General features: G+C 66.5%; 14 protein-coding genes. 9 read left to right on the top strand and 5 right to left on the bottom strand.

What is annotated here, in order from left to right; translation table 11 throughout:
- The first annotated feature begins 250 nt into the window (after positions 1–250).
- Positions 251–1771, top strand: a complete 1521-nt coding sequence (gene putP, locus BLR75_RS10780; protein WP_084314798.1) for a sodium/proline symporter PutP — start codon at positions 251–253, stop codon at positions 1769–1771.
- Positions 1772–2062: 291 nt separating this feature from the next.
- Complete coding sequence (locus BLR75_RS10775) at positions 2063–2287, top strand: VF530 family protein (protein ID WP_084314799.1); 225 nt, start codon at positions 2063–2065, stop codon at positions 2285–2287.
- Here BLR75_RS10775 and BLR75_RS10770 read toward each other — a convergent pair.
- A complete protein-coding gene (locus BLR75_RS10770) occupies positions 2284–5409 on the bottom strand; it encodes a transglycosylase domain-containing protein (protein WP_084314800.1) in 3126 nt (1041 codons plus the stop codon). The genes BLR75_RS10775 and BLR75_RS10770 overlap by 4 nt on opposite strands.
- 269 nt (positions 5410–5678) lie before the next feature.
- On the opposite strand from BLR75_RS10770, the gene BLR75_RS10765 reads away from it, so the two are divergent.
- From BLR75_RS10765 to BLR75_RS10740, 6 genes are all read left to right on the top strand, one after another.
- A complete protein-coding gene (locus BLR75_RS10765) occupies positions 5679–5852 on the top strand; it encodes a hypothetical protein (RefSeq protein WP_342741693.1) in 174 nt (57 codons plus the stop codon).
- A 127-nt stretch (positions 5853–5979) separates the two neighbouring features.
- On the top strand, positions 5980–6615 hold the full coding sequence (locus BLR75_RS10760) for a LysE family translocator (protein ID WP_084314802.1): 636 nt from the start codon (positions 5980–5982) through the stop codon (positions 6613–6615).
- 279 nt (positions 6616–6894) lie between these two features.
- The gene (locus BLR75_RS10755) at positions 6895–8280 is read left to right on the top strand and encodes an amino acid permease (RefSeq protein ID WP_084314803.1); all 1386 of its coding nucleotides are present in this window, start codon (positions 6895–6897) and stop codon (positions 8278–8280) included.
- A 624-nt stretch (positions 8281–8904) separates the two neighbouring features.
- Positions 8905–9324, top strand: a complete 420-nt coding sequence (locus BLR75_RS10750) for a VOC family protein (RefSeq protein WP_084314804.1) — start codon at positions 8905–8907, stop codon at positions 9322–9324.
- A 21-nt stretch (positions 9325–9345) separates the two neighbouring features.
- Entirely contained in the window at positions 9346–10170 is an 825-nt protein-coding gene (locus tag BLR75_RS10745) for an aldo/keto reductase (RefSeq protein ID WP_084314805.1), read from the top strand.
- A gap of 99 nt (positions 10171–10269) precedes the next feature.
- Positions 10270–10641, top strand: a complete 372-nt coding sequence (locus tag BLR75_RS10740; protein WP_084314806.1) for a nuclear transport factor 2 family protein — start codon at positions 10270–10272, stop codon at positions 10639–10641.
- A 65-nt stretch (positions 10642–10706) separates the two neighbouring features.
- Here BLR75_RS10740 and BLR75_RS10735 read toward each other — a convergent pair whose 3' ends face one another.
- The 4 genes from BLR75_RS10735 to BLR75_RS10720 all read right to left on the bottom strand — a co-directional run bounded on the left by BLR75_RS10735 (position 10707) and on the right by BLR75_RS10720 (position 16669).
- Positions 10707–12311 (bottom strand): FMN-binding glutamate synthase family protein, encoded by a 1605-nt coding sequence (locus BLR75_RS10735; RefSeq protein WP_084314807.1) that lies wholly within the window; start codon positions 12309–12311, stop codon positions 10707–10709.
- Positions 12312–12647: 336 nt separating this feature from the next.
- Positions 12648–14027 carry an L-serine ammonia-lyase gene (locus tag BLR75_RS10730; RefSeq protein ID WP_084314808.1) on the bottom strand — a complete coding sequence of 460 codons (1380 nt, stop codon included), beginning with the start codon at positions 14025–14027 and terminating at the stop codon, positions 12648–12650.
- Between the two features lie 130 nt (positions 14028–14157).
- A complete protein-coding gene (locus tag BLR75_RS10725) occupies positions 14158–15564 on the bottom strand; it encodes an MFS transporter (protein ID WP_084310935.1) in 1407 nt (468 codons plus the stop codon).
- A 217-nt stretch (positions 15565–15781) separates the two neighbouring features.
- The gene (locus BLR75_RS10720; RefSeq protein ID WP_084310933.1) at positions 15782–16669 is read right to left on the bottom strand and encodes a LysR family transcriptional regulator; all 888 of its coding nucleotides are present in this window, start codon (positions 16667–16669) and stop codon (positions 15782–15784) included.
- 114 nt (positions 16670–16783) lie between these two features.
- Between BLR75_RS10720 and BLR75_RS10715 the strand changes: the two genes are divergently transcribed.
- Complete coding sequence (locus tag BLR75_RS10715; RefSeq protein WP_084310932.1) at positions 16784–18511, top strand: acyl-CoA dehydrogenase family protein; 1728 nt, start codon at positions 16784–16786, stop codon at positions 18509–18511.
- Positions 18512–18514: the final 3 nt, after the last annotated feature.

Here is an 18514-nt window from a genome sequence, read left to right as displayed (position 1 = left end):
GAACGCACGGGTTCCGGGGATGAATCCGCTGCCGGGGTGAGACGGCAGCGGCAAGGACAGCCGATCCGCCATATGCGGCGGAAAGGTCTGACGTGAAATGCGCGGTTGTTCGACTCCAGTTGGAGTCTCGCGCTTTTCCGGCCTGCGGAGAGCAGGCGCCAACGGGGCCGCATTACCAGTGCGGCTTTGTCAATCAAGGGCCCGGAGTACCCTGCGGGTCTGGATAAAAACAAGCTTTAGGGGAGTCCCCATGAGCGTCAACACGCCAACCCTGATCACCTTCGTGATCTACATTGCAGCCATGGTCCTGATCGGCCTCTACGCCTATCGGTCCACCAACAACTTCTCCGACTACATCCTCGGCGGACGCAGCCTCGGCAGCTTCGTCACCGCGCTGTCCGCCGGCGCCTCCGACATGAGCGGCTGGCTGCTGATGGGCCTGCCCGGCGCCGTGTACTTCTCCGGCCTGTCGGAAAGCTGGATCGCCATCGGCCTGATCATCGGTGCCTATCTCAACTGGCTGTTCGTCGCCGGCCGCCTGCGCGTGCACACCGAGCACAACGGCAATGCCCTGACGCTCCCCGACTATTTCACCAACCGCTTCGAGGACAACAGCCGCGTCCTGCGCATCCTCTCCGCGGTGGTGATCCTGGTGTTCTTCACCATCTACTGCGCCTCCGGCATCGTCGCCGGCGCGCGCCTGTTCGAAAGCACCTTCGGCCTGTCCTACAGCACCGCCCTCTGGGCCGGCGCCGCCGCCACCATCGCCTACACCTTCGTCGGCGGTTTCCTGGCGGTGAGCTGGACCGACACCGTGCAGGCCTCGCTGATGATCTTCGCGCTGATCCTCACCCCGATCATCGTGCTGTTCGCCACCGGTGGCGTCGAGCCGACCTTCGCCGCCATCGAGCTGAAGGACGCGGCCAACCTCGACATGCTCAAGGGCGCCTCCTTCATCGGCGTCATTTCCCTGATGGCCTGGGGCCTGGGCTACTTCGGCCAGCCGCACATCCTGGCGCGCTTCATGGCCGCCGATTCGGTGAAGTCGATCCCGGCCGCCCGCCGCATCTCCATGACCTGGATGATCCTCTGCCTCGGCGGTGCCGTGGGCGTGGGCTTCTTCGGCATCGCCTACTTCTCTGCCCATCCGGAGCTGGGTGGCGCGGTGGCCGAGAACCACGAGCGCGTGTTCATCGAGCTGGCGAAGATCCTGTTCAACCCGTGGATCGCCGGCGTGCTGCTGTCCGCCATCCTCGCCGCGGTGATGAGTACCCTGAGCTGCCAGCTGCTGGTCTGCTCGTCGGCGCTGACCGAGGACTTCTACAAGGCCTTCCTGCGCAAGGGCGCCAGCCAGTCCGAACTGGTATGGGTCGGCCGCGCCATGGTGCTGCTGGTGGCGCTGGTTTCCATCGCCCTGGCCGCCAACCCGGATAACCGCGTGCTGGGCCTGGTGTCCTACGCCTGGGCCGGCTTCGGTGCCGCCTTCGGTCCGGTGGTGATCTTCTCCCTGCTGTGGAAGCGCATGACCCGCAACGGCGCCCTCGCCGGCATGCTGATCGGCGCGGTGACCGTGGTGGTGTGGAAGAACTTCATCGGTCTGGGCCTGTACGAGATCATTCCGGGCTTCCTGTTCGCCAGCATCGGCATCGTGCTGTTCAGCCTGCTCGACAAGGAACCGAACGCGGCGATCAAGCAGCGCTTCGACGAGGCCGAGGCGGAGTACGCCGAGGCTCATCTGCCGGCGCCGGCTTACGCCAACAACGGCCGCTGATCCCAGGCGCAAGGAAAACCGGTGCTCGCCGTTGGCGGGCACCGGTTTTTGTTTTTGTGGAGTTCGAGGAACCAGCGCTGCAGGAGCAACTGCCTTTACATGGTTCCCACGCTCCTGCGTGGTAACCCATCCGGGGACGCTCCGCGTCCCATCGACGCGGGAGCGTCGAGAGCTGCATTCCCACGCAGGAGCGTGGGAACGATAAGGGCGGGTAACGCGTCGCTTGCAACGATGGCAGGCAGGCCTGTGCTGGAGTAAGGTGGCGCGCCGAATTCCCCGGAAGACCTGCCGATGAGCGACCAGCCGAAGAACCCCCTGCATGGCGTCACCCTGGAAGCCATTCTCAATCAATTGGTAGCCGCCTATGGCTGGGACGGGCTCGCCCAGCGCATCGACATCCGTTGCTTCAGGAATGATCCGAGCATCAAGTCCAGCCTCACTTTCCTGCGCCGTACGCCCTGGGCGCGGGAGAAGGTCGAGGCTCTCTACATCCAGTTGGCGCGCCGCAAGGGCTAGCGCCAACTGACCTTCTGCGTCGCCAGGGGCGTCTGGCAGCCGGTGGCGGTGCCCGGTTCCAGGTAGCCCTGCAGCATCGGCGCCATGCCCTTGAGCACCTGCACCGGCAGCGCCGAGGTGAACTTGAACTTGTCCGCCGCGCTGCCGGCCACGTAGGCGGTGAGGGTGCCGAAGTGGCGCGGGCCGAGGTAGAAGACGAAGGTCGCCGTGCGGTTCATCGCCTTGGAACTCTTCACCCAGCCGCTGCGGGTCACGGTTTCGATGCGGTTGTCGCCGGTGCCGGTCTTGCCGCCCATCACCACCGTGGTGCCGTCGGCCAGGTGGAAGCTGCCCTGCAGGCGCCGCGCGGTGCCGCCTTCGACCACCTGCGAAAGCGCCATGCGCAGTGCCCTGGCGACTTCCGGGGTCATCACCTGGCGGCCGCTGCCGGCTTCCGGGCCGAGGACGGTCTCGTAGGGGGTGTTCGCGGCGAAATGCAGGCCGTCGATGCGCAGCGTCGGCAGGCGCACGCCATCGTTGAGGATGATGCCCATCAGCTCGGCCAGAGCCGCCGGCCGGTCGCCGGAGCTGCCCAGCGCGGTGGCGAGCGACGGCACCAGATGGTCGAACGGGAAACCGAACTGTTTCCACTGCTGGTGCAGGTCGAGGAAGGCTTCCACTTCCAGCATGATGCGGATGCGCTTGTCGCGGGCGTACTTGTGCCGCGACTTGTACAGCCAGCGGTAGACCTGCTTGCGCTCGGCGGTGCTGGCGGCCACGGCGTCGGCGAAGGTGGCCTGCGGCTGCTTCTGCAGGTAGCTGAGCAGCCAGAGTTCCAGCGGGTGCACGCGGGCGATGTAGCCCTGGTCGTTGAGGTCGTAGGCGCCCGGACCGTAGCGCTTGTAGAGATCGGCCATGCGCTTCTCGGTGACCTTTTCACCCACGTACTTGCCCTGTTTCAGGCGGGCCTGGACGAATTCGCTGAAGGTCGCGAGGTCCGCCTGCGGCTGCAGGTAGCGGTGGATCGCGGCCAGCCGCACCGGCCAGGGGCGCAGGCCGTCGAGGAAGGTTTCCAGGCGCTGTTCGGTGTCCTTGCCGCGGTATTTCTGCCAGAAGCGCCGCAGGTAGACCTGGCTTTCCTTGTCGACGAAGCGGTCGAGGTATTCCTGGCGGCGCGGATCCTTGTCGTCGGCCAGCACCGATATCCTGCTGCCGGGGTCGCTGTAGATCTTGTGGCGGATCAGGTCACGCAGCAGACGCACGAAGGGCAGGTTGATCGATTCGCGCAGGGCGTCCTGGATGGTCGGAATGCGGCCGTTGTCCTCCTTGCGGAAGTTGCTGAAGGTGTGGATGCCGCCGCCGGTGAAGAAGCTCTCGTACGGGCTCGCCGAGTACTTGCGCTGCAGCGCCGCCTCGAGCATCGGCTGCAGGCTGCGGTCCTTCGCCGTCATGAGGTACTCGACGGCCCATTTGCCGATGAAGTCCAGCGGCACGACCTTGACGGTCTTCAGCTCGGCGGGAGACAGGTACGAATATTCGCGATGCAGCGCGGCGACGGTCTCCAGGTAGCTGGCCAGCACCCGCAGCTTGGCGGTGGAGCCCAGTTCCAGCTTGCTGCCTTCGTTGATGTCGAACGGCTGGTCGGTGTTGTCGGTCTGCACCCGCACGCGGTTGCCGCTGGGGGTGCGTTCGAACAGGGTGAAGCTGTAGCGCACGTCCCGGGTCTTGTCCTCGGACAGCAGGCGTTCGCCGAACAGGCCGATTTCCTCGGCGAAGGCCGGGTCGGCGAGCCGCTTCAGGTAGGTGGTGACCTGGTTCTGCAGGTCCTGCTGCAGGGTGGTGGTGAAGGTCAGGTCGAGGCGGTCGAGGTCGTACAGCGGCACGCTGAGCATCCCGGCCAGGCGGGTGCGCGCCAGGGTCACGCCCTTGTTCGACTCCAGCGGCTGCACGGTCGGCTCGTGCTTCGGGTCGCGGAAACGCAGCTGGGCTTCGAGGGCGGCATCGCGCAGCGGCGCGCTGATGATGTCGGCCTGGGCCAGCAGGCGCAGGTAGCTGTCGGTCATGCTGGAGAGCTGGGCGCGTCCGCGCGCCAGGTAATAGGACGGGCGGCGGTGGGCGATCATCAGCGATACCACCTGGCGCAGCGCCTGGCCCTGTTCTTCCAGCCTGGCGCCGGAGGCGGGCGGGGCGCTGAGCAGCTGGTTGACGCGCTGATAGTCGGCGTCGTACCAGATCCACAGGCCGTCGGGCAGGCCGCTGACTTCGCCGTAGCCGGGCTGGGCGGACAGCGGCACCGAGTTGAGGTAGGTGAGGACGATGTTCTTCCGCGCCTCGATGTTCTCCGCGCCATTCATGTAGCTGCGCACGCTGGCCGAGGCCATCTGCCGCAGCTTGTCGGTGATCGAGTTGGTCCGTCCGTCGGCCGAGTGGCGGTACTTCTCGATCTGCGTCGCCAGGGTGCTGCCGCCCGGGGCATGGCCGTCGAAACCGACCATCTTGCCGATGTGGGCGATGGACGCCTGGGTGAAGCGGCTCCAGTCGATGGCCGGGTTGTGGTAGGGGGTGCTGTTGTCCAGCAGGTGGCGGTTCTCGATGAACAGCAGGCTCTTCACGATCAGCGGGGAGATGCTGTCGAAGCTGGCGTAGAGCTTCTGCGGATAGCGGAAGTTGTAGATCGGCAGGCCCCGGCAGTCGTAGACGTCCACGCCGGCCTGGGATTTTTCCGGATAGGGCGGGAAGAGGCCGTGGCCGCTGTATTGCATGAGCGGCTCGGAGAAGCGCACCTGGCTCAGGGTGACGAAATCACGCTGGTGCAGGTGCTCCAGGAAGGTCGGCAGTTGCTGGTAGCCCAGACGGCGGTCGTAGGGCCCCTGCTGCGGATAGACCACCTGGCTGGTCGGCCCCTGGGCGAGCTCCCACGTCAGGCTGCGGGCGTAGTTCGACAGCTCGCGGGCCTGCAGCTTCGAGGTGCGCGCCTCGTACAGCAGGGCCGCCCCGATGGCCGCCAGCAGGGGCAGGAGGAAAAGGAACAGGATGAGGAAACGATGGTGGTGAATGCGAGGCTTTTTCGGAGTGAATTCCGGCTCCGGGCCGCCCGGTTGCCCTGCAGGGTTCTGCGTACCGGATTGCGACGACCTGTTCATCTGCTACTACCTGCCCATGCTCGAGAAAGCCTGAGTAAGTGGACTGCGCCCACATGGAACGGCACGCTCCCGGTGCCGTGAAAGCCCTGATTTACAGGGCTTTCCTAATTCCTAGCGTAGTTGGTGGATGAGAATCTGCGTGCCTCCGCGGATTGATTTTTCGCGGCACGGAAGGTGCAATGAACGGTCTGTCATAAAGGCTTTTTGCCATGCGTCTCGTCCTGTTCCTCCTTTTATCGACCCTGGCATGGGGCGTTAGTGCAGCTCCGATGCCGTTCTACGCCTGGCAGAGCCGGGTCGATGGTGCGCGGGTCTGCAGCCAGACCTCGCCGGGTGCGGGCTGGGAGAGGGTCGCCGGTCCGTTCAGGGATGCCGGCTGCCGCCAGCCGATCCCGCCGTCGCCGGCGCCCAGGGGCCTGGCCGCGCCGAAACGCGCATCCTGAGCCAGCCGACGGAAGGCTGAATCCGCGTCCTGGCCGGCCAGTGGTCGAGCGGGTGTGGCGACCCCGGAGTCATGCTGGCAGACTGCCCCTTCCAGTCGTCGCCGGAATCCCGGCGGGGAGGGCCGTCATGACCGATCTCAGCTACTGGCTGCTGTTCTTCTCCGCGGTGCTGGCGCTCAACCTCGCGCCCGGACCGGACCTGATCTACGTGCTGTCGCGCAGCGTCGTCGGCGGCCGGCGTATCGGCCTGGCTTCGTCGCTGGGCGTGTGCAGCGGCGCGATGGTCCACGTGGTCGCCTCGTCCCTCGGCCTGTCGGCGATCCTCGCCACCTCGGCGCTGGCCTTCTCGCTGGTGAAGTACGTCGGTGCGGCCTATCTGCTCTATCTCGGCATCCAGGCGCTGCGCCACGCCGGCAGCAGCTTCGACGCCCGGCTCGGCGACGCACAGCCGGTCTCCGCCTGGGCCGCCTACCGCCAGGGCGTGCTGATCGACGTGCTGAATCCCAAGGTGGCGATCTTCTTCATGGCCTTCCTGCCGCAATTCGTCCGCCCCGAGCACGGCGCCGTGGCGCTGCAACTGCTCGGCCTGGGCGTGCTGGTCATAGTCGTGGCGATCCTGGTCGAGGTGCTGCTGGTGCTGCTGGCCGCCCGCGCCACCGAGCTGATCCGCAGCAGACGCGCCATCAGCCTGTGGCTGGACCGCACGCTCGGTTCGATCCTGCTCGCCCTTGGCCTGCGCCTGGCGCTCAGCGAGCGGGCCTGACGAACGGACTACACCTTTAGTCGCATGGCTGTCCGTCCCGGGCATGACGCCCCGGGGAGACTTGTGTAAGCTCCGCCCCGACCTCAGCGTGGTCACTCCTGCGATGCCCACGCCCGCTCCACAAGAGCGGGCAGCCTCTTGCGGTGTGCCGTCATGGAATCCCAGACGAACTCCAGCTCCGTGCCCTGGCGCGGTGGCGGAGCTTTTGCGTTTTCCCTATCCCGACGGCACGTATGAGTCCGCTGCTGACACCCCAAAAACAAAATTGAGGTTGTATTCATGTCGTCCAACGATCTTTCACGGGATCTCAACGAGCGGCACATCCGACTCATGGCCCTTGGCGCCTGCATCGGCGTCGGCCTGTTCCTCGGTTCGGCGAAGGCCATCCAGATGGCCGGCCCGGCCATCATGCTGTCCTACATCATCGGCGGTCTCGCCATCCTCGTGATCATGCGCGCCCTCGGCGAGATGGCGGTGCACAACCCGGTAGCCGGCTCCTTCAGCCGCTACGCCCAGGACTACCTCGGCCCGCTGGCCGGCTACCTGACCGGCTGGAACTACTGGTTCCTCTGGCTGGTGACCTGCGTCGCGGAAATCACCGCCGTCGCCATCTACATGGGCATCTGGTTCCCTGACGTACCGCGCTGGATCTGGGCGCTGGCCGCGCTGAGCAGCATGGGCGCGATCAACCTGATCACCGTGCGCGCCTTCGGCGAGTTCGAGTTCTGGTTCGCCCTGATCAAGATCGTCACCATCGTCGCGATGGTCGTGGTCGGCCTCGGCATGATCGTCTTCGGCTTCGGCAACGACGGCGTCGCCACCGGCATCGCCAACCTGTGGAGCAACGGCGGCTTCATGCCGCATGGCATCAGCGGCGTGCTGATGTCGCTGCAGATGGTGATGTTCGCCTACCTCGGCGTGGAAATGATCGGCCTCACCGCCGGCGAAGCGAAGAACCCGCAGAAGACCATCCCGGGCGCGATCAACTCGGTGTTCTGGCGCATCCTGCTGTTCTACGTCGGCGCGCTGTTCGTGATCATGTCGATCTACCCGTGGAACGAGATCGGCAGCCAGGGCAGCCCGTTCGTGATGACCTTCGAGCGCATGGGCATCAAGACCGCCGCCGGCATCATCAACTTCGTGGTGATCACCGCTGCGCTGTCGTCCTGCAACGGCGGCATCTTCAGCACCGGCCGCATGCTCTACAGCCTCGCCCAGCACGGCCAGGCGCCGAAGGCCTTTGCAAAGACCTCGAAGAACGGCGTACCGCGCAACGCGCTGATCCTGTCCATCGTCGCCCTGCTCGGCGGCGTGGTGCTGAACTACCTGGTGCCGGAGAAGGTGTTCACCTGGGTGACCTCCATCGCCACCTTCGGCGCGATCTGGACCTGGGCCATGATCCTGCTCGCCCAGCTGAAGTTCCGCCGCGGCCTGAGCCAGGCCGAAGTCGGCAAGCTGCAGTACAGGATGTGGCTGTACCCGCTCAGCTCCTACCTGGCCATGGCCTTCCTGGTCCTGGTGGTGGCGCTGATGGCGTACTTCGAGGAAACCCGCATCGCCCTGTACATCGGCCCGGCGTTCCTGGTGCTGCTGGTGGTGCTGTATTACGCGCTGAACCTCGCTCCGAAGAACGAGCAGGCCGGTGCGGCAGCCCGTACCGCCTGATCCAGGCAGGTGCGTGAAGAAAAGGGCCTCTGATCAGAGGCCCTTTTTTATTGTTCGCGGGCATGGCCCGCTCCTACACAGGATTCGCGAGCAAGCTCGCTGCTACAGGTACGTTCCCGCTCTTCGTAGGACCGAGGGGGACGCCCAGTCCTTGCTCGCGAACAGAATGCACTGAGATACCAAGACAGTTGCTCCTACGGGAAAGTCTGGTGTTGTGGCTCCCTCACCCCAGCCCTGGCTGCGCGCCCCGCTCCAGAGGGAGAGGGGGCAGATTGGCGTCGGGGTGAATGCCGTGCCACCCGGCGACTCCGAACGGTCCCCTCTCCCTGAGGGAGAGGGTTAGGGTGAGGGGGAAGCATCAAGACGATGTAAGACAGTTGCTCCTACAAGGGGTCGCATTACACAGAGCCGACCTGTAGGGCGCATGACGCGCCAGCGTCATCCGCCGTTTGTCTCGCGGCGGACGCAGGAGCGTCCCGTGCCCGCGACCAGCCAGGGCGTCGCGCGCATGGCGCGCTCCTGCAGTAGCTCGTTTTCACGCCCCCGCGTCCGGCCTCGGAGCGTTCCGCCGAACCCCGCCGTCTATGCTGGTGGACGTGTCCCAGCAGTCGACCGGAGCCCGCCATGAACCATCCTCCACGTCCCTCCGTCATTCCCTGCCTGCGCTACCGCGACGCGCCGGCGGCCATCGAGTGGCTGTGCTCCACCTTCGGCTTCCAGCGCCATCTGGTGGTGGACGACGAACAGGGGCGCATCGCCCACGCCCAGCTCTGCCTGCCCGACGGCAGCGGCATGCTCATGCTCGGTTCGCAGCGCGACAACGCCTACGGCCGCCTGATGCGCCAGCCGGGCGAGGCCGGCGGCTGCACGCAGAGCATCTACATGCGGGTGGACGATGCCGAGGCGCTGTACCGCCGGGCGCTGGACGGCGGGGCGGAGATCGTCATCGACATCAAGGACGAGGACTACGGCGGCCAGGGCTTCACCTGCCGCGACATCGAAGGCCATGTCTGGAGCTTCGGGACCTACGATCCCTGGCATTGAAACGCAGCGAAGGAGCAACCGATGAACACTGTGGTATTCGCCGACGGCACCCGCGTACCTGTCCTGGGGCAGGGCACCTGGCGGATGGGCGAGAACGCCCGCGAGCGCCGGCGCGAGGTGGCCGCCCTGCGCGAGGGCATCGAGCGCGGGCTGACGCTGATCGACACGGCGGAAATGTACGGCGAGGGCGGCGCCGAGGAAGTGGTGGGGGAAGCCATCGCCGGGCAGCGCGACAGGGTCTTCCTGGTCAGCAAGGTCTATCCGCACAACGCCAGCCGCAAGGGCGTGGCGGATGCCTGCGAACGCAGCCTGCGGCGCCTGGGCACGGACTGCCTGGACCTCTACCTGCTGCACTGGCGCGGCGAGTATCCGCTGGAGGAAACCGTGGAAGCCTTCGAGCGCCTGCGCGAGGCGGGCCGGATCCGCCGCTGGGGCGTGTCCAACTTCGACCTCGACGACATGCGCGAACTGGACCAGCCGGCCTGCGCCAGCAACCAGGTGCAGTACAGCCTGGAGGAGCGCGGTGTCGAGTGGGATCTGCTGCCCTGGTGCCAGCAACAGCGCATGCCGCTGATGGCCTACTGCCCGGTCGGCCAGGGCGGCCGCCTGCTGCGCCATCCCGTCCTCGCCGAGCTCGCTGCCCGCCACGACGCCACCCCGGCGCGCATCGCCCTGGCCTGGCTGATCCACCACCCCGGCGTGATCGCCATCCCCAAGGCGGTCGACCCTCTGCACATCCGGGACAACGCCGCCGCCCTGGACCTGCGCCTGACAGCCGACGACCTGGAGCAACTCGACGCGGCCTTCCCGCCGCCCAGGCGCCGGCAGCCGCTGGCGGTGGTCTGAGTCTCTCCGGCTGTCGCGCGCCGGCCTGACCGGCGGATGCGGTGCTAGCCTTGCTCCTTGGGGCATGCGCCGCGCGGCCCGTGCGAGGAGGGTGGAACGATGGACAGCCAATCGGCCGATAGCGCCGCCATCAGCCGGGTCATCGAGGACTATGTCGAAGGCATGGTCTTCGCCGACGAGTCCCGACTGCGGCAGGCGTTCCATCCCGCATGCCGGATTGTCGGGCATTTCCACGGCAGCCTGGAGTGGATGACGCTGGATGAGTTCATCGGCGAGATCAAGGCCGAAGACCCGCCGGCCAGCGATACGCGGCCGTTCTGGGAGATCAGGGAGCTGGACGTCACTGGAGACTGCGCGACGGCGAAGGTGGTCGATGATTTCCTCGGCCTGCGTTTCACCGACTACCTGTCGCTACTGAAGATCGATCGCCAGTGGCGGGTCATCAACAAGCTGTTCTATCTCCACGTCTGATCATTCCCCCAGCTCCGCTCCGGTGTTCCAGCGGGATGTGACGAACCGGAGCTGGCCCTCGACGCCTATCCAGCTGCCGAATCGAAGCTGTCGCTGCGCGCCATGCGCCACATGCGTTCGTAGAACTCGCCCTCGATGTTGCCCGAGAGCAGCTCGCCGGGTTTGAGGAAGTAGTGCAGGTGCGAGAACAGGCGGATTTCGCTGGACGACACGCGACGTACCAGGTGTTTGGCTTGCAGTTCCGAGGGGTGGCGCAGGCCGGCGGCGGCGATCATCTCGGCCAGGCCCTTGAGGGTGTTGCGGTGGAAGTTGTAGACCCGCTGGGCCTTGTCCGGCACCACCAGCGCGCGCTGGCGCAGCGGGTCCTGGGTGGCGACTCCGGTGGGGCACTTGTTGGTGTGGCAGGACTGCGACTGGATGCAGCCGATGGCGAACATGAAACCGCGCGCGGCGTTGGCCCAGTCGGCGCCCATGGCCAGCACGCTGGCGATGTCGAAGGCGCTGACGATCTTGCCGCTGGCGCCGATGCGGATCTTGTCGCGCAGGTTCAGGCCGACCAGGGTGTTGTGCACGAACAGCAGGCCCTCGCGCATCGGCAGGCCCATGTGGTCGGTGAACTCCAGCGGCGCCGCGCCGGTGCCGCCTTCCTTGCCGTCGACGACGATGAAGTCGGGGAGGATGCCGGTCTCGTGCATGGCCTTGGCGATACCCATGAACTCCCACGGATGACCGATGCACAGCTTGAAGCCGACCGGCTTGCCGGCGGACAGCTCGCGCAGGCGGACGATGAACTGCAGCAGTTCCAGCGGAGTGCTGAATTCGCTGTGGCAGGACGGCGAGATGCAGTCCTCGCCCATGGGCACGCCGCGGGTGGAGGCGATCTCGGCGGTGACCTTGTGCCTGGGCAGGATGCCGCCGTGACCGGGCTTGGCGCCCTGGCTGAGCTTGATCTCGATCATCTTCACCTGCGGGTCGGCGGCCTGCCTGGCGAAGCGCTGCGGATCGAGTCTGCCGTCGGGGGTGCGGCAGCCGAAGTAGCCGCTGCCCAGCTCCCAGGTCAGGTCGCCGCCGTTCTCGCGGTGATAGGGGCTGATGCTGCCTTCGCCGGTGTCGTGGGCGAAGTTGCCCATCTTCGCCCCCTTGTTCAGCGCGCGGATGGCGTTGGCGCTAAGCGAGCCGAAGCTCATCGCCGAGATATTGAACACCGAGATGGAGTACGGCTGCTTGCACTCGGGGCCGCCGACGTCGACGCGGAAGGTGCAGGGATCGGCCACCGGAACCGGGCGGATGGAGTGGGCGATGAACTCGAAGCCGGACTGGTAGACGTCGATCAGCGTGCCGAAGGGCTTGTCCGCGGTTTCGTTCTTGGCGCGCGAATACACCAGCGCGCGCTGGGCGCGGGAGAACGGCAGGGCCTCGTTGTCGCCTTCGAGCAGGTACTGGCGGATTTCCGGGCGGATGCCTTCGACCAGGTAGCGGATGTTGCCCAGGATCGGATAGTTGCGGCGTACCGCGTGACGCTCCTGGCGCAGGTCGAGGATGCCCAGCAGGCTCAATGCGAAGGTGACGAGCGTGAACGGCCACAGATGCCCGAGAAAGGGCAGGCTGAGCACGGTGAAGAGAACGCAAACGGCGAAAAAGGCATAGCGGCTGAGCAGCGACAGGTTCATGGAATCTCCAGTCGTCGGACTTTCATCACGGTCAGGTTGGCCGAAAGGACCGCCACAGAGCATGGCCGGCATCGCGCGAACCTGCCTGGGCAAGGGTCAATGGAGCGGACTTTCGGAAGTCTTTCTAGTTCTGGCGGGCATCGACGGTAGCCCGAGGCGATGGAAAAAGGAAGCTGGCTAAGGATTTTCTCCGAGGCTGAGAAAGCTTGTTTCGGGCCGTGCAAGAACAGTGGCATTCGCACTTGGGCTGTTCGCGAGCAAGCTCGCTCCTACGAGGAGCACGCCAAGGCCAGGCCTGTAGGAGCGAGCTTGCTCGCGAACCCGCATTCAGCCGGACTAACAGGCGATCACATTCACCGCCAGCCCGCCCTTCGAGGTCTCCTTGTACTTGTCCATCATGTCCCGCCCGGTGTCGCGCAGGGTGGCGATGGCCTTGTCCAGCGACACCAGGTGCTGGCCGTCGCCGCGCAGGGCCAGCTGGGCGGCGTTGATCGCCTTCAGCGAGGCCATGGCGTTACGTTCGATGCAGGGCACCTGGACCAGTCCAGCGACCGGGTCGCAGGTCAGGCCGAGATTGTGTTCCAGGCCGATCTCGGCGGCGTTCTCCACCTGTTCCAGGCTGCCGCCGAGGATTTCCGCCAGCCCGCCCGCGGCCATGGCGCAGGCCGAGCCGACTTCGCCCTGGCAGCCCACCTCCGCGCCGGAAATCGAGGCGTTGAGCTTGCACAGGATGCCGATGGCGGCAGCGGTCAGCAGGTAGCGTTCGACGTCGTCGGCGCTGGCCCTGGGTTCGAAGCGCATGTAGTAGTGCAGCACCGCCGGGACTATGCCGGCGGCGCCGTTGGTGGGCGCGGTGACCACCCGGCCGCCGGCGGCGTTTTCCTCGTTCACCGCCAGCGCCCACAGGTCGACCCAGTCCATGGCGCCCAGCGTGCTGGCGATCAGGTTGCCGCTGCCGGCCTCGTTCAGCCGCCGGTAGAGCATCGGCGCGCGGCGGCGCACCTTCAGCCCGCCGGGCAGCGTGCCTTCGGTTTCCAGACCGCGGCGCACGCAGGCCTGCATTTCGTCCCAGATGTGCGCCAGTCCGGCGTGGATTTCCTCGTCGCTGCGCAGGGCGCGCTCGTTGGCCCACATCAGGTCGCTGATGCGCGGGAAGCCATGTGCATGGCACAGGCGCAGCAGTTCCTCGGCGCTGTGGAAGGGGTAGGGCATGGGATTGTCCGGCAGCGCGCGGTCGGTGTTGAAGTCGGCCTGGTCGACCACGAAGCCGCCACCCACCGAGTAGCAGACCCGCTCGGCCAGCAGCCGGCCGCGCTCGTCCATGGCGCGCAGGTGCATGCCGTTGGGGTGCGAGGGCAGGCTGTCGTCGAGGAACAGCAGGTCACGCTGCGGATCGAAGGCGATCACGTGCTCGCCGTCGAGGGTCAGCAGGTGTTCGGCGAAGATGGCATCCACCAGCGGCGCCAGGGCGGCCGGATCGGCGTCGGCCGGGTCGATGCCGAGCAGTCCGATCAGGCAGGCGCGGTCGGTGGCGTGGCCCTTGCCGGTGGCGCTGAGCGAACCGTACAGGTGCACCGCGATCCGCGCCACGCGCAGCAGCAGGCCGGCGCCGCGCAGGCGCTCGACGAACTCGCGGGTGGCGCGCATCGGTCCCACGGTATGCGAGCTGGACGGCCCGACGCCGGGCTTGAACATGTCGAAGACGCTGAGGGTCATGGCTGCAATCCTCCTGCCTCAAGCATGGACCCTGACGCAGCGATGCGCTCGTCCGCCTGCCGACAGGCGGGAATGAAAAACGCCCTCTGCCGTTTCCGGCAGAGGGCGTCGTCGGTGCCGTGCGTCGAACTCAGGCGAGAACCCGTTGCGCGCTCGGCTGGCCGGCTGGCTCCTGCTTGCCGGCCGCGGCCCTTTCCTCGTGCAGTTCCTCGGCGTCGGCCTGTTCGGCGGTGGACAGGTCGCTGGCGCGGAAGCCGGTGAGCCTGAGCAGGGCCAGGGTGCAGGCCAGGGAAACCACCGCGTACATCGCCGAGGCGATGGCCACGCCGACGATGCTGCCGGTGCTGTTGAGAATCCACTGGGCGAGCACCGGCGTGCCGCCGCCGATCAGCAGCGAGCAGAGCTGGTAGGCCAGCGACAGCCCGGTATAGCGGACGCGGGCGGGGAAGGCGCGGGCGAGGATGCCGCCCACCGCGCCGTAGAACATCGCGTGCGGCACGGTGGCCAGGCACATGCCGACGGCGGCGATCCAGTAGATATTGGTTTCCACCGCGAAGAACATCGCCGGCATCAGGATGAACTCCGGCAGCACCATCAGGCACACGGCCTTGCGCATGTCGATCCGCGAGGTGAGCAGCGCGCCGATCGGCTGGCTGATGAACTGCACCACCAGGGCGATGACGATGATGCTGAGGAAGGTGCCCTGGCTGTAGCCCAGCGTCTTGGTCGCCCAGGACAGGGCGAAGGTGCTCTTGAAGTAGGTGACGTGGATGATCGGCAGCACGCCGGCGCCCAGCAGGACGATCCGCCAGTGCTTGCCCAGCACCTCCGCGATCGGCAGCTTCACGGTCTTCTTCTGTTGCAGCAGGCGCTTCATGTCTTCCGACTCTTCCAGGCGGAGACGGATGACCATGCCGACGATGACCAGGGCCGCCGAGAGCAGGAAGGGAATGCGCCAGCCCCAGAGGATGAACTCGGAGGCCGGCAGGCTGCTGAGGGCGAAGAACACCACGGTCGCCAGCAGGTTGCCGGTGGGCGAGCCCTGCTGGGCGAAGGCGGCGTAGAGGATGCCCTTGCCCTTGGGCGCGCTTTCGCTGGCGATCAGGATGGCGCCACCCCATTCGCCGCCCACCGCGATGCCCTGGATGATGCGTAGCAGCACCAGCGCGATCGGCGCCCATATGCCGATGTCCGCATAGACCGGCAGCACGCCGATGCAGGTGGTGGCGATGCCCATCATGATCAGGGTGATCACCAGGGTGTTCTTGCGGCCGATCCTGTCGCCGAGGTGGCCGAAGATGATGCCGCCGAGCGGGCGGGCGATGAAGCCGGACCACAGCGTGACGAAGGACAGCAGCGTGGCCAGGCCCGGGTCCATGTCGCTGGGGAAGAACACCTTGCCGAATACCAGCGCGGCGGCCAGGCCATAGATGTAGAAGTCGTACCACTCGATGGTGGTGCCGATGAAGGAGGCGATACCCGCCTTGCGGGCTTTCTTGTGGAGGACGGAGTCGTCCGGGGGCGTTGTGCTGTGCATAGGGCAAGTCCTGGTTATTTTTGTTTTCCGCAGATACGCAGGTCCTTGCCGCGTCGTTCGGGTGCGGCGGGGGAAGCGAAACGACAGGTTTCGCCGTCTTGCGTGCGGTCGGTTTTGCCCCGGGGTGAGCGGAGTCTATGCGGCACCTGGTGAAATAAATAATCTTTTAATCTTATTGTTCGATAATCGATTCCGTATGGCGCGGGCCGCGCGGGCTCTACGGGGCGGCCAGGCAGGTCTTCATCACCGCGAGGAAGCTTTCCGCCGCCTGCGGCGCGTCGTTGGCGGAGAGAATCGCGTGCAGTTCGGAGAGCGCGCCCGGCTGCTCGATCTCCAGGCAACTCACCTGGTCCTTCCAGGCCAGGCACAGGGTCTTCGGCAGCAGGGCGACGCCCATGCCGAGGCTGACCATAGTGGCGATGGTCTGCCAGAGCCGCGCCTCGTGGCGGATGTGCGGGCTGAAGCCGGCGTCCACGCAGCGGGCGATGATCAGGTCGTGGTAGTGCGGCGACACGTTGCGCGGGAAGAGGATGAAGTCCGCGTCCCTGAGCTCGCCGAGGTCGATCCGCGAGCCGCCGGCCAGCGGGTGCTGCGGGGGCAGGCAGCAGAGGAACGGGTCGGCGATCAGGCATTCGGAGACGATCTCCGGCGGCAGCTTGCTCCAGTGCACGAAGCCGATGTCGATCTGCCCGCGCTGCAGCGCCAGCGCCTGTTCCGAGGTGTTCATCTCCATCAGCACCACTTCCATGTTGGGGTGCTCTTGCTCGAAGCGGGTCACCGCCTTCGGCAGTCCCCGGTAGAGCATGGAATTGACGAACCCCACGCGCAGCCGGCCGACCGTGCCCTGGGCGGACAGCTGGGTCAGGCGCTTCACCTGCTCGGCCTGCAGCAGCAGGTTGCGCGCTTCCTCCAGCAGCACCTGGCCGGCGTTGGTCAGCTTCACCGACTTGTTGTTGCGCACCAGCAACTGGATACCCAGTTGCTCCTCCAGCTTCTTGATATCGAAGCTCAGCGCCGGCTGGGAGATGAACAGGCGCGCCGCCGCGCGGCCGAAATGCAGCTCTTCGGCGACGGCGATGAAGTAGCGGAGTTGCTTGAGGTCCATGGGGGCGCACGCATTTCTACGATTTGTTTTTTTTATCGTAGGTGATTTTTATTGTATTGGATACTTATCGAAACCTTCCCCTAGTCTCGGCGTAAAACAAGTAGGAGCTACGCCATGACGTCCATGCCCGAAGTACTTCCAGTAGACGACCTGAACATTCCGGACAGCCGCGGGATGAACCTGTATTCCTGCGATCCGGGGCTGCGCCGGCTGCTCGATGTCTACCTGCAGCCCGATGTGCTCGCCCAGTGGCTGCCGGTTCTCCAGCAGCTCGGCGCGCGGGCGGGGGACGAACTGGACATGCTGGCGCTGTCGGCGGACAAGAACCCGCCGGTGCTGGCCGCCCGCACCCGCCGCGGCGAGGATGTGCAGAGCATCCACAAGCACCCGGACTTCGTCGCGCTGGAGCGCGTGGCCTACTCCGAGCTCGGCCTGGCGTCCATGAGCCACCGCCCGGACGGCCCGCCGCCGCTGGTGAAGTACGCGCTCACCTACCTGTTCGTGCAGGCCGAGTTCGGCCTCTGCTGCCCGGTCAGCATGACCGACTCGCTGACTCGCACCCTGCGCAAGTATGGCTCGCCGGAACTGGTCGAGCGCTACCTGCCGTCGCTGGCCTCGCGTGACTTCGACAGCCTGTTCCAGGGCGCGATGTTCATGACCGAACAGGCCGCCGGCTCCGACGTCGCCCGCACCCGGACCCGTGCGCGGCTGGAGGACGGCGAGTGGAAGCTGTACGGCGACAAGTGGTTCTGCTCCAACCCGGACGCCGACCTGGCGATGGTCCTGGCCCGCCCCGAAGGCGCGCCGGAAGGCATGAAGGGCGTCACCCTGTTCCTCCTGCCGAAGATCCGCCCGGACGGCTCGCGCAACGCCTATCGCATCCTGCGCCTGAAGGACAAGCTGGGCAGCCGCTCCATGGCCAGCGGCGAGATCTGCCTGGAAGGCGCCACCGCCTACCTGATCGGCGAGATCGGCCGCGGCTTCCAGCAGATGGCGGACATGGTCAACATGTCGCGCCTGTCCAATGGCGTGCGTGCGGCCGGCCTGATGCGCCGTGGGCTGAACGAAGCGCTGTTCATCTCGCGCAACCGCCGCGCCTTCGGCAAGCACCTGATCGACATGCCGCTGATGCAGAAGCAGTTGCTGAAGATGATGCTGCCCGCCGAACAGGCGCGTTCAATGTTCATGCAGATCGCCACGCTGCTGCCGCGCGCCGACGGCGGCGATGCCGGGGCGCAGAAATGCGTGCGCATCCTCACCCCGCTGATCAAGTTCCGCGCCTGCCGCGACGCCCGCCGGGTGACCGGCGACGCCATGGAGGTGCGCGGCGGCGTCGGCTACATCGAGGAGTGGAGCGATCCGCGCCTGGTGCGCGATGCCCACCTCGGCTCGATCTGGGAAGGCACCAGCAACATCGTGGCGCTGGACATCGCCCGTGCGGTCACCCGCGAACAGGCCCTGGAGCCCCTGCAGCAGTACCTGCGCGCACTGCTGGATGACAGCGGGCTGGCACAGAGCAGCCGCGCGCTCTTCGAGTCGGTCCTGGAGCGCACCCTGGACTGCATGCGCGAAGTGGCCGAACAGCGCCTGGACGAGCAGGTCCGCCAGGCGGGCAGCGCGCTCTATCACATCTGCACGGCGATCTTCATGGCCTGGGAGGCTGGCCGCCAGGCGCCCGACTACCGCCGCCTGGCGCTGGCCCACCTGCTCCTCGAACACAAGCTGCTGCCGCGCGACCCGCTGCGCCTGGCGGACTGGGCGGGCAAGGCGGAACTGCTGGCCAAGGTGGTCGGCGAGGCGAGCCTGTCGCAGGCCGAGGCCATGCAGCTGCTGCCGGCCTGACCA

The organism is Pseudomonas jinjuensis (assembly GCF_900103845.1).
GTDB lineage: Bacteria > Pseudomonadota > Gammaproteobacteria > Pseudomonadales > Pseudomonadaceae > Pseudomonas > Pseudomonas jinjuensis.
The sequence above is the reverse complement of the archived record's forward strand: the minus strand, read 5'-3'. Positions and strand labels throughout refer to the sequence as shown.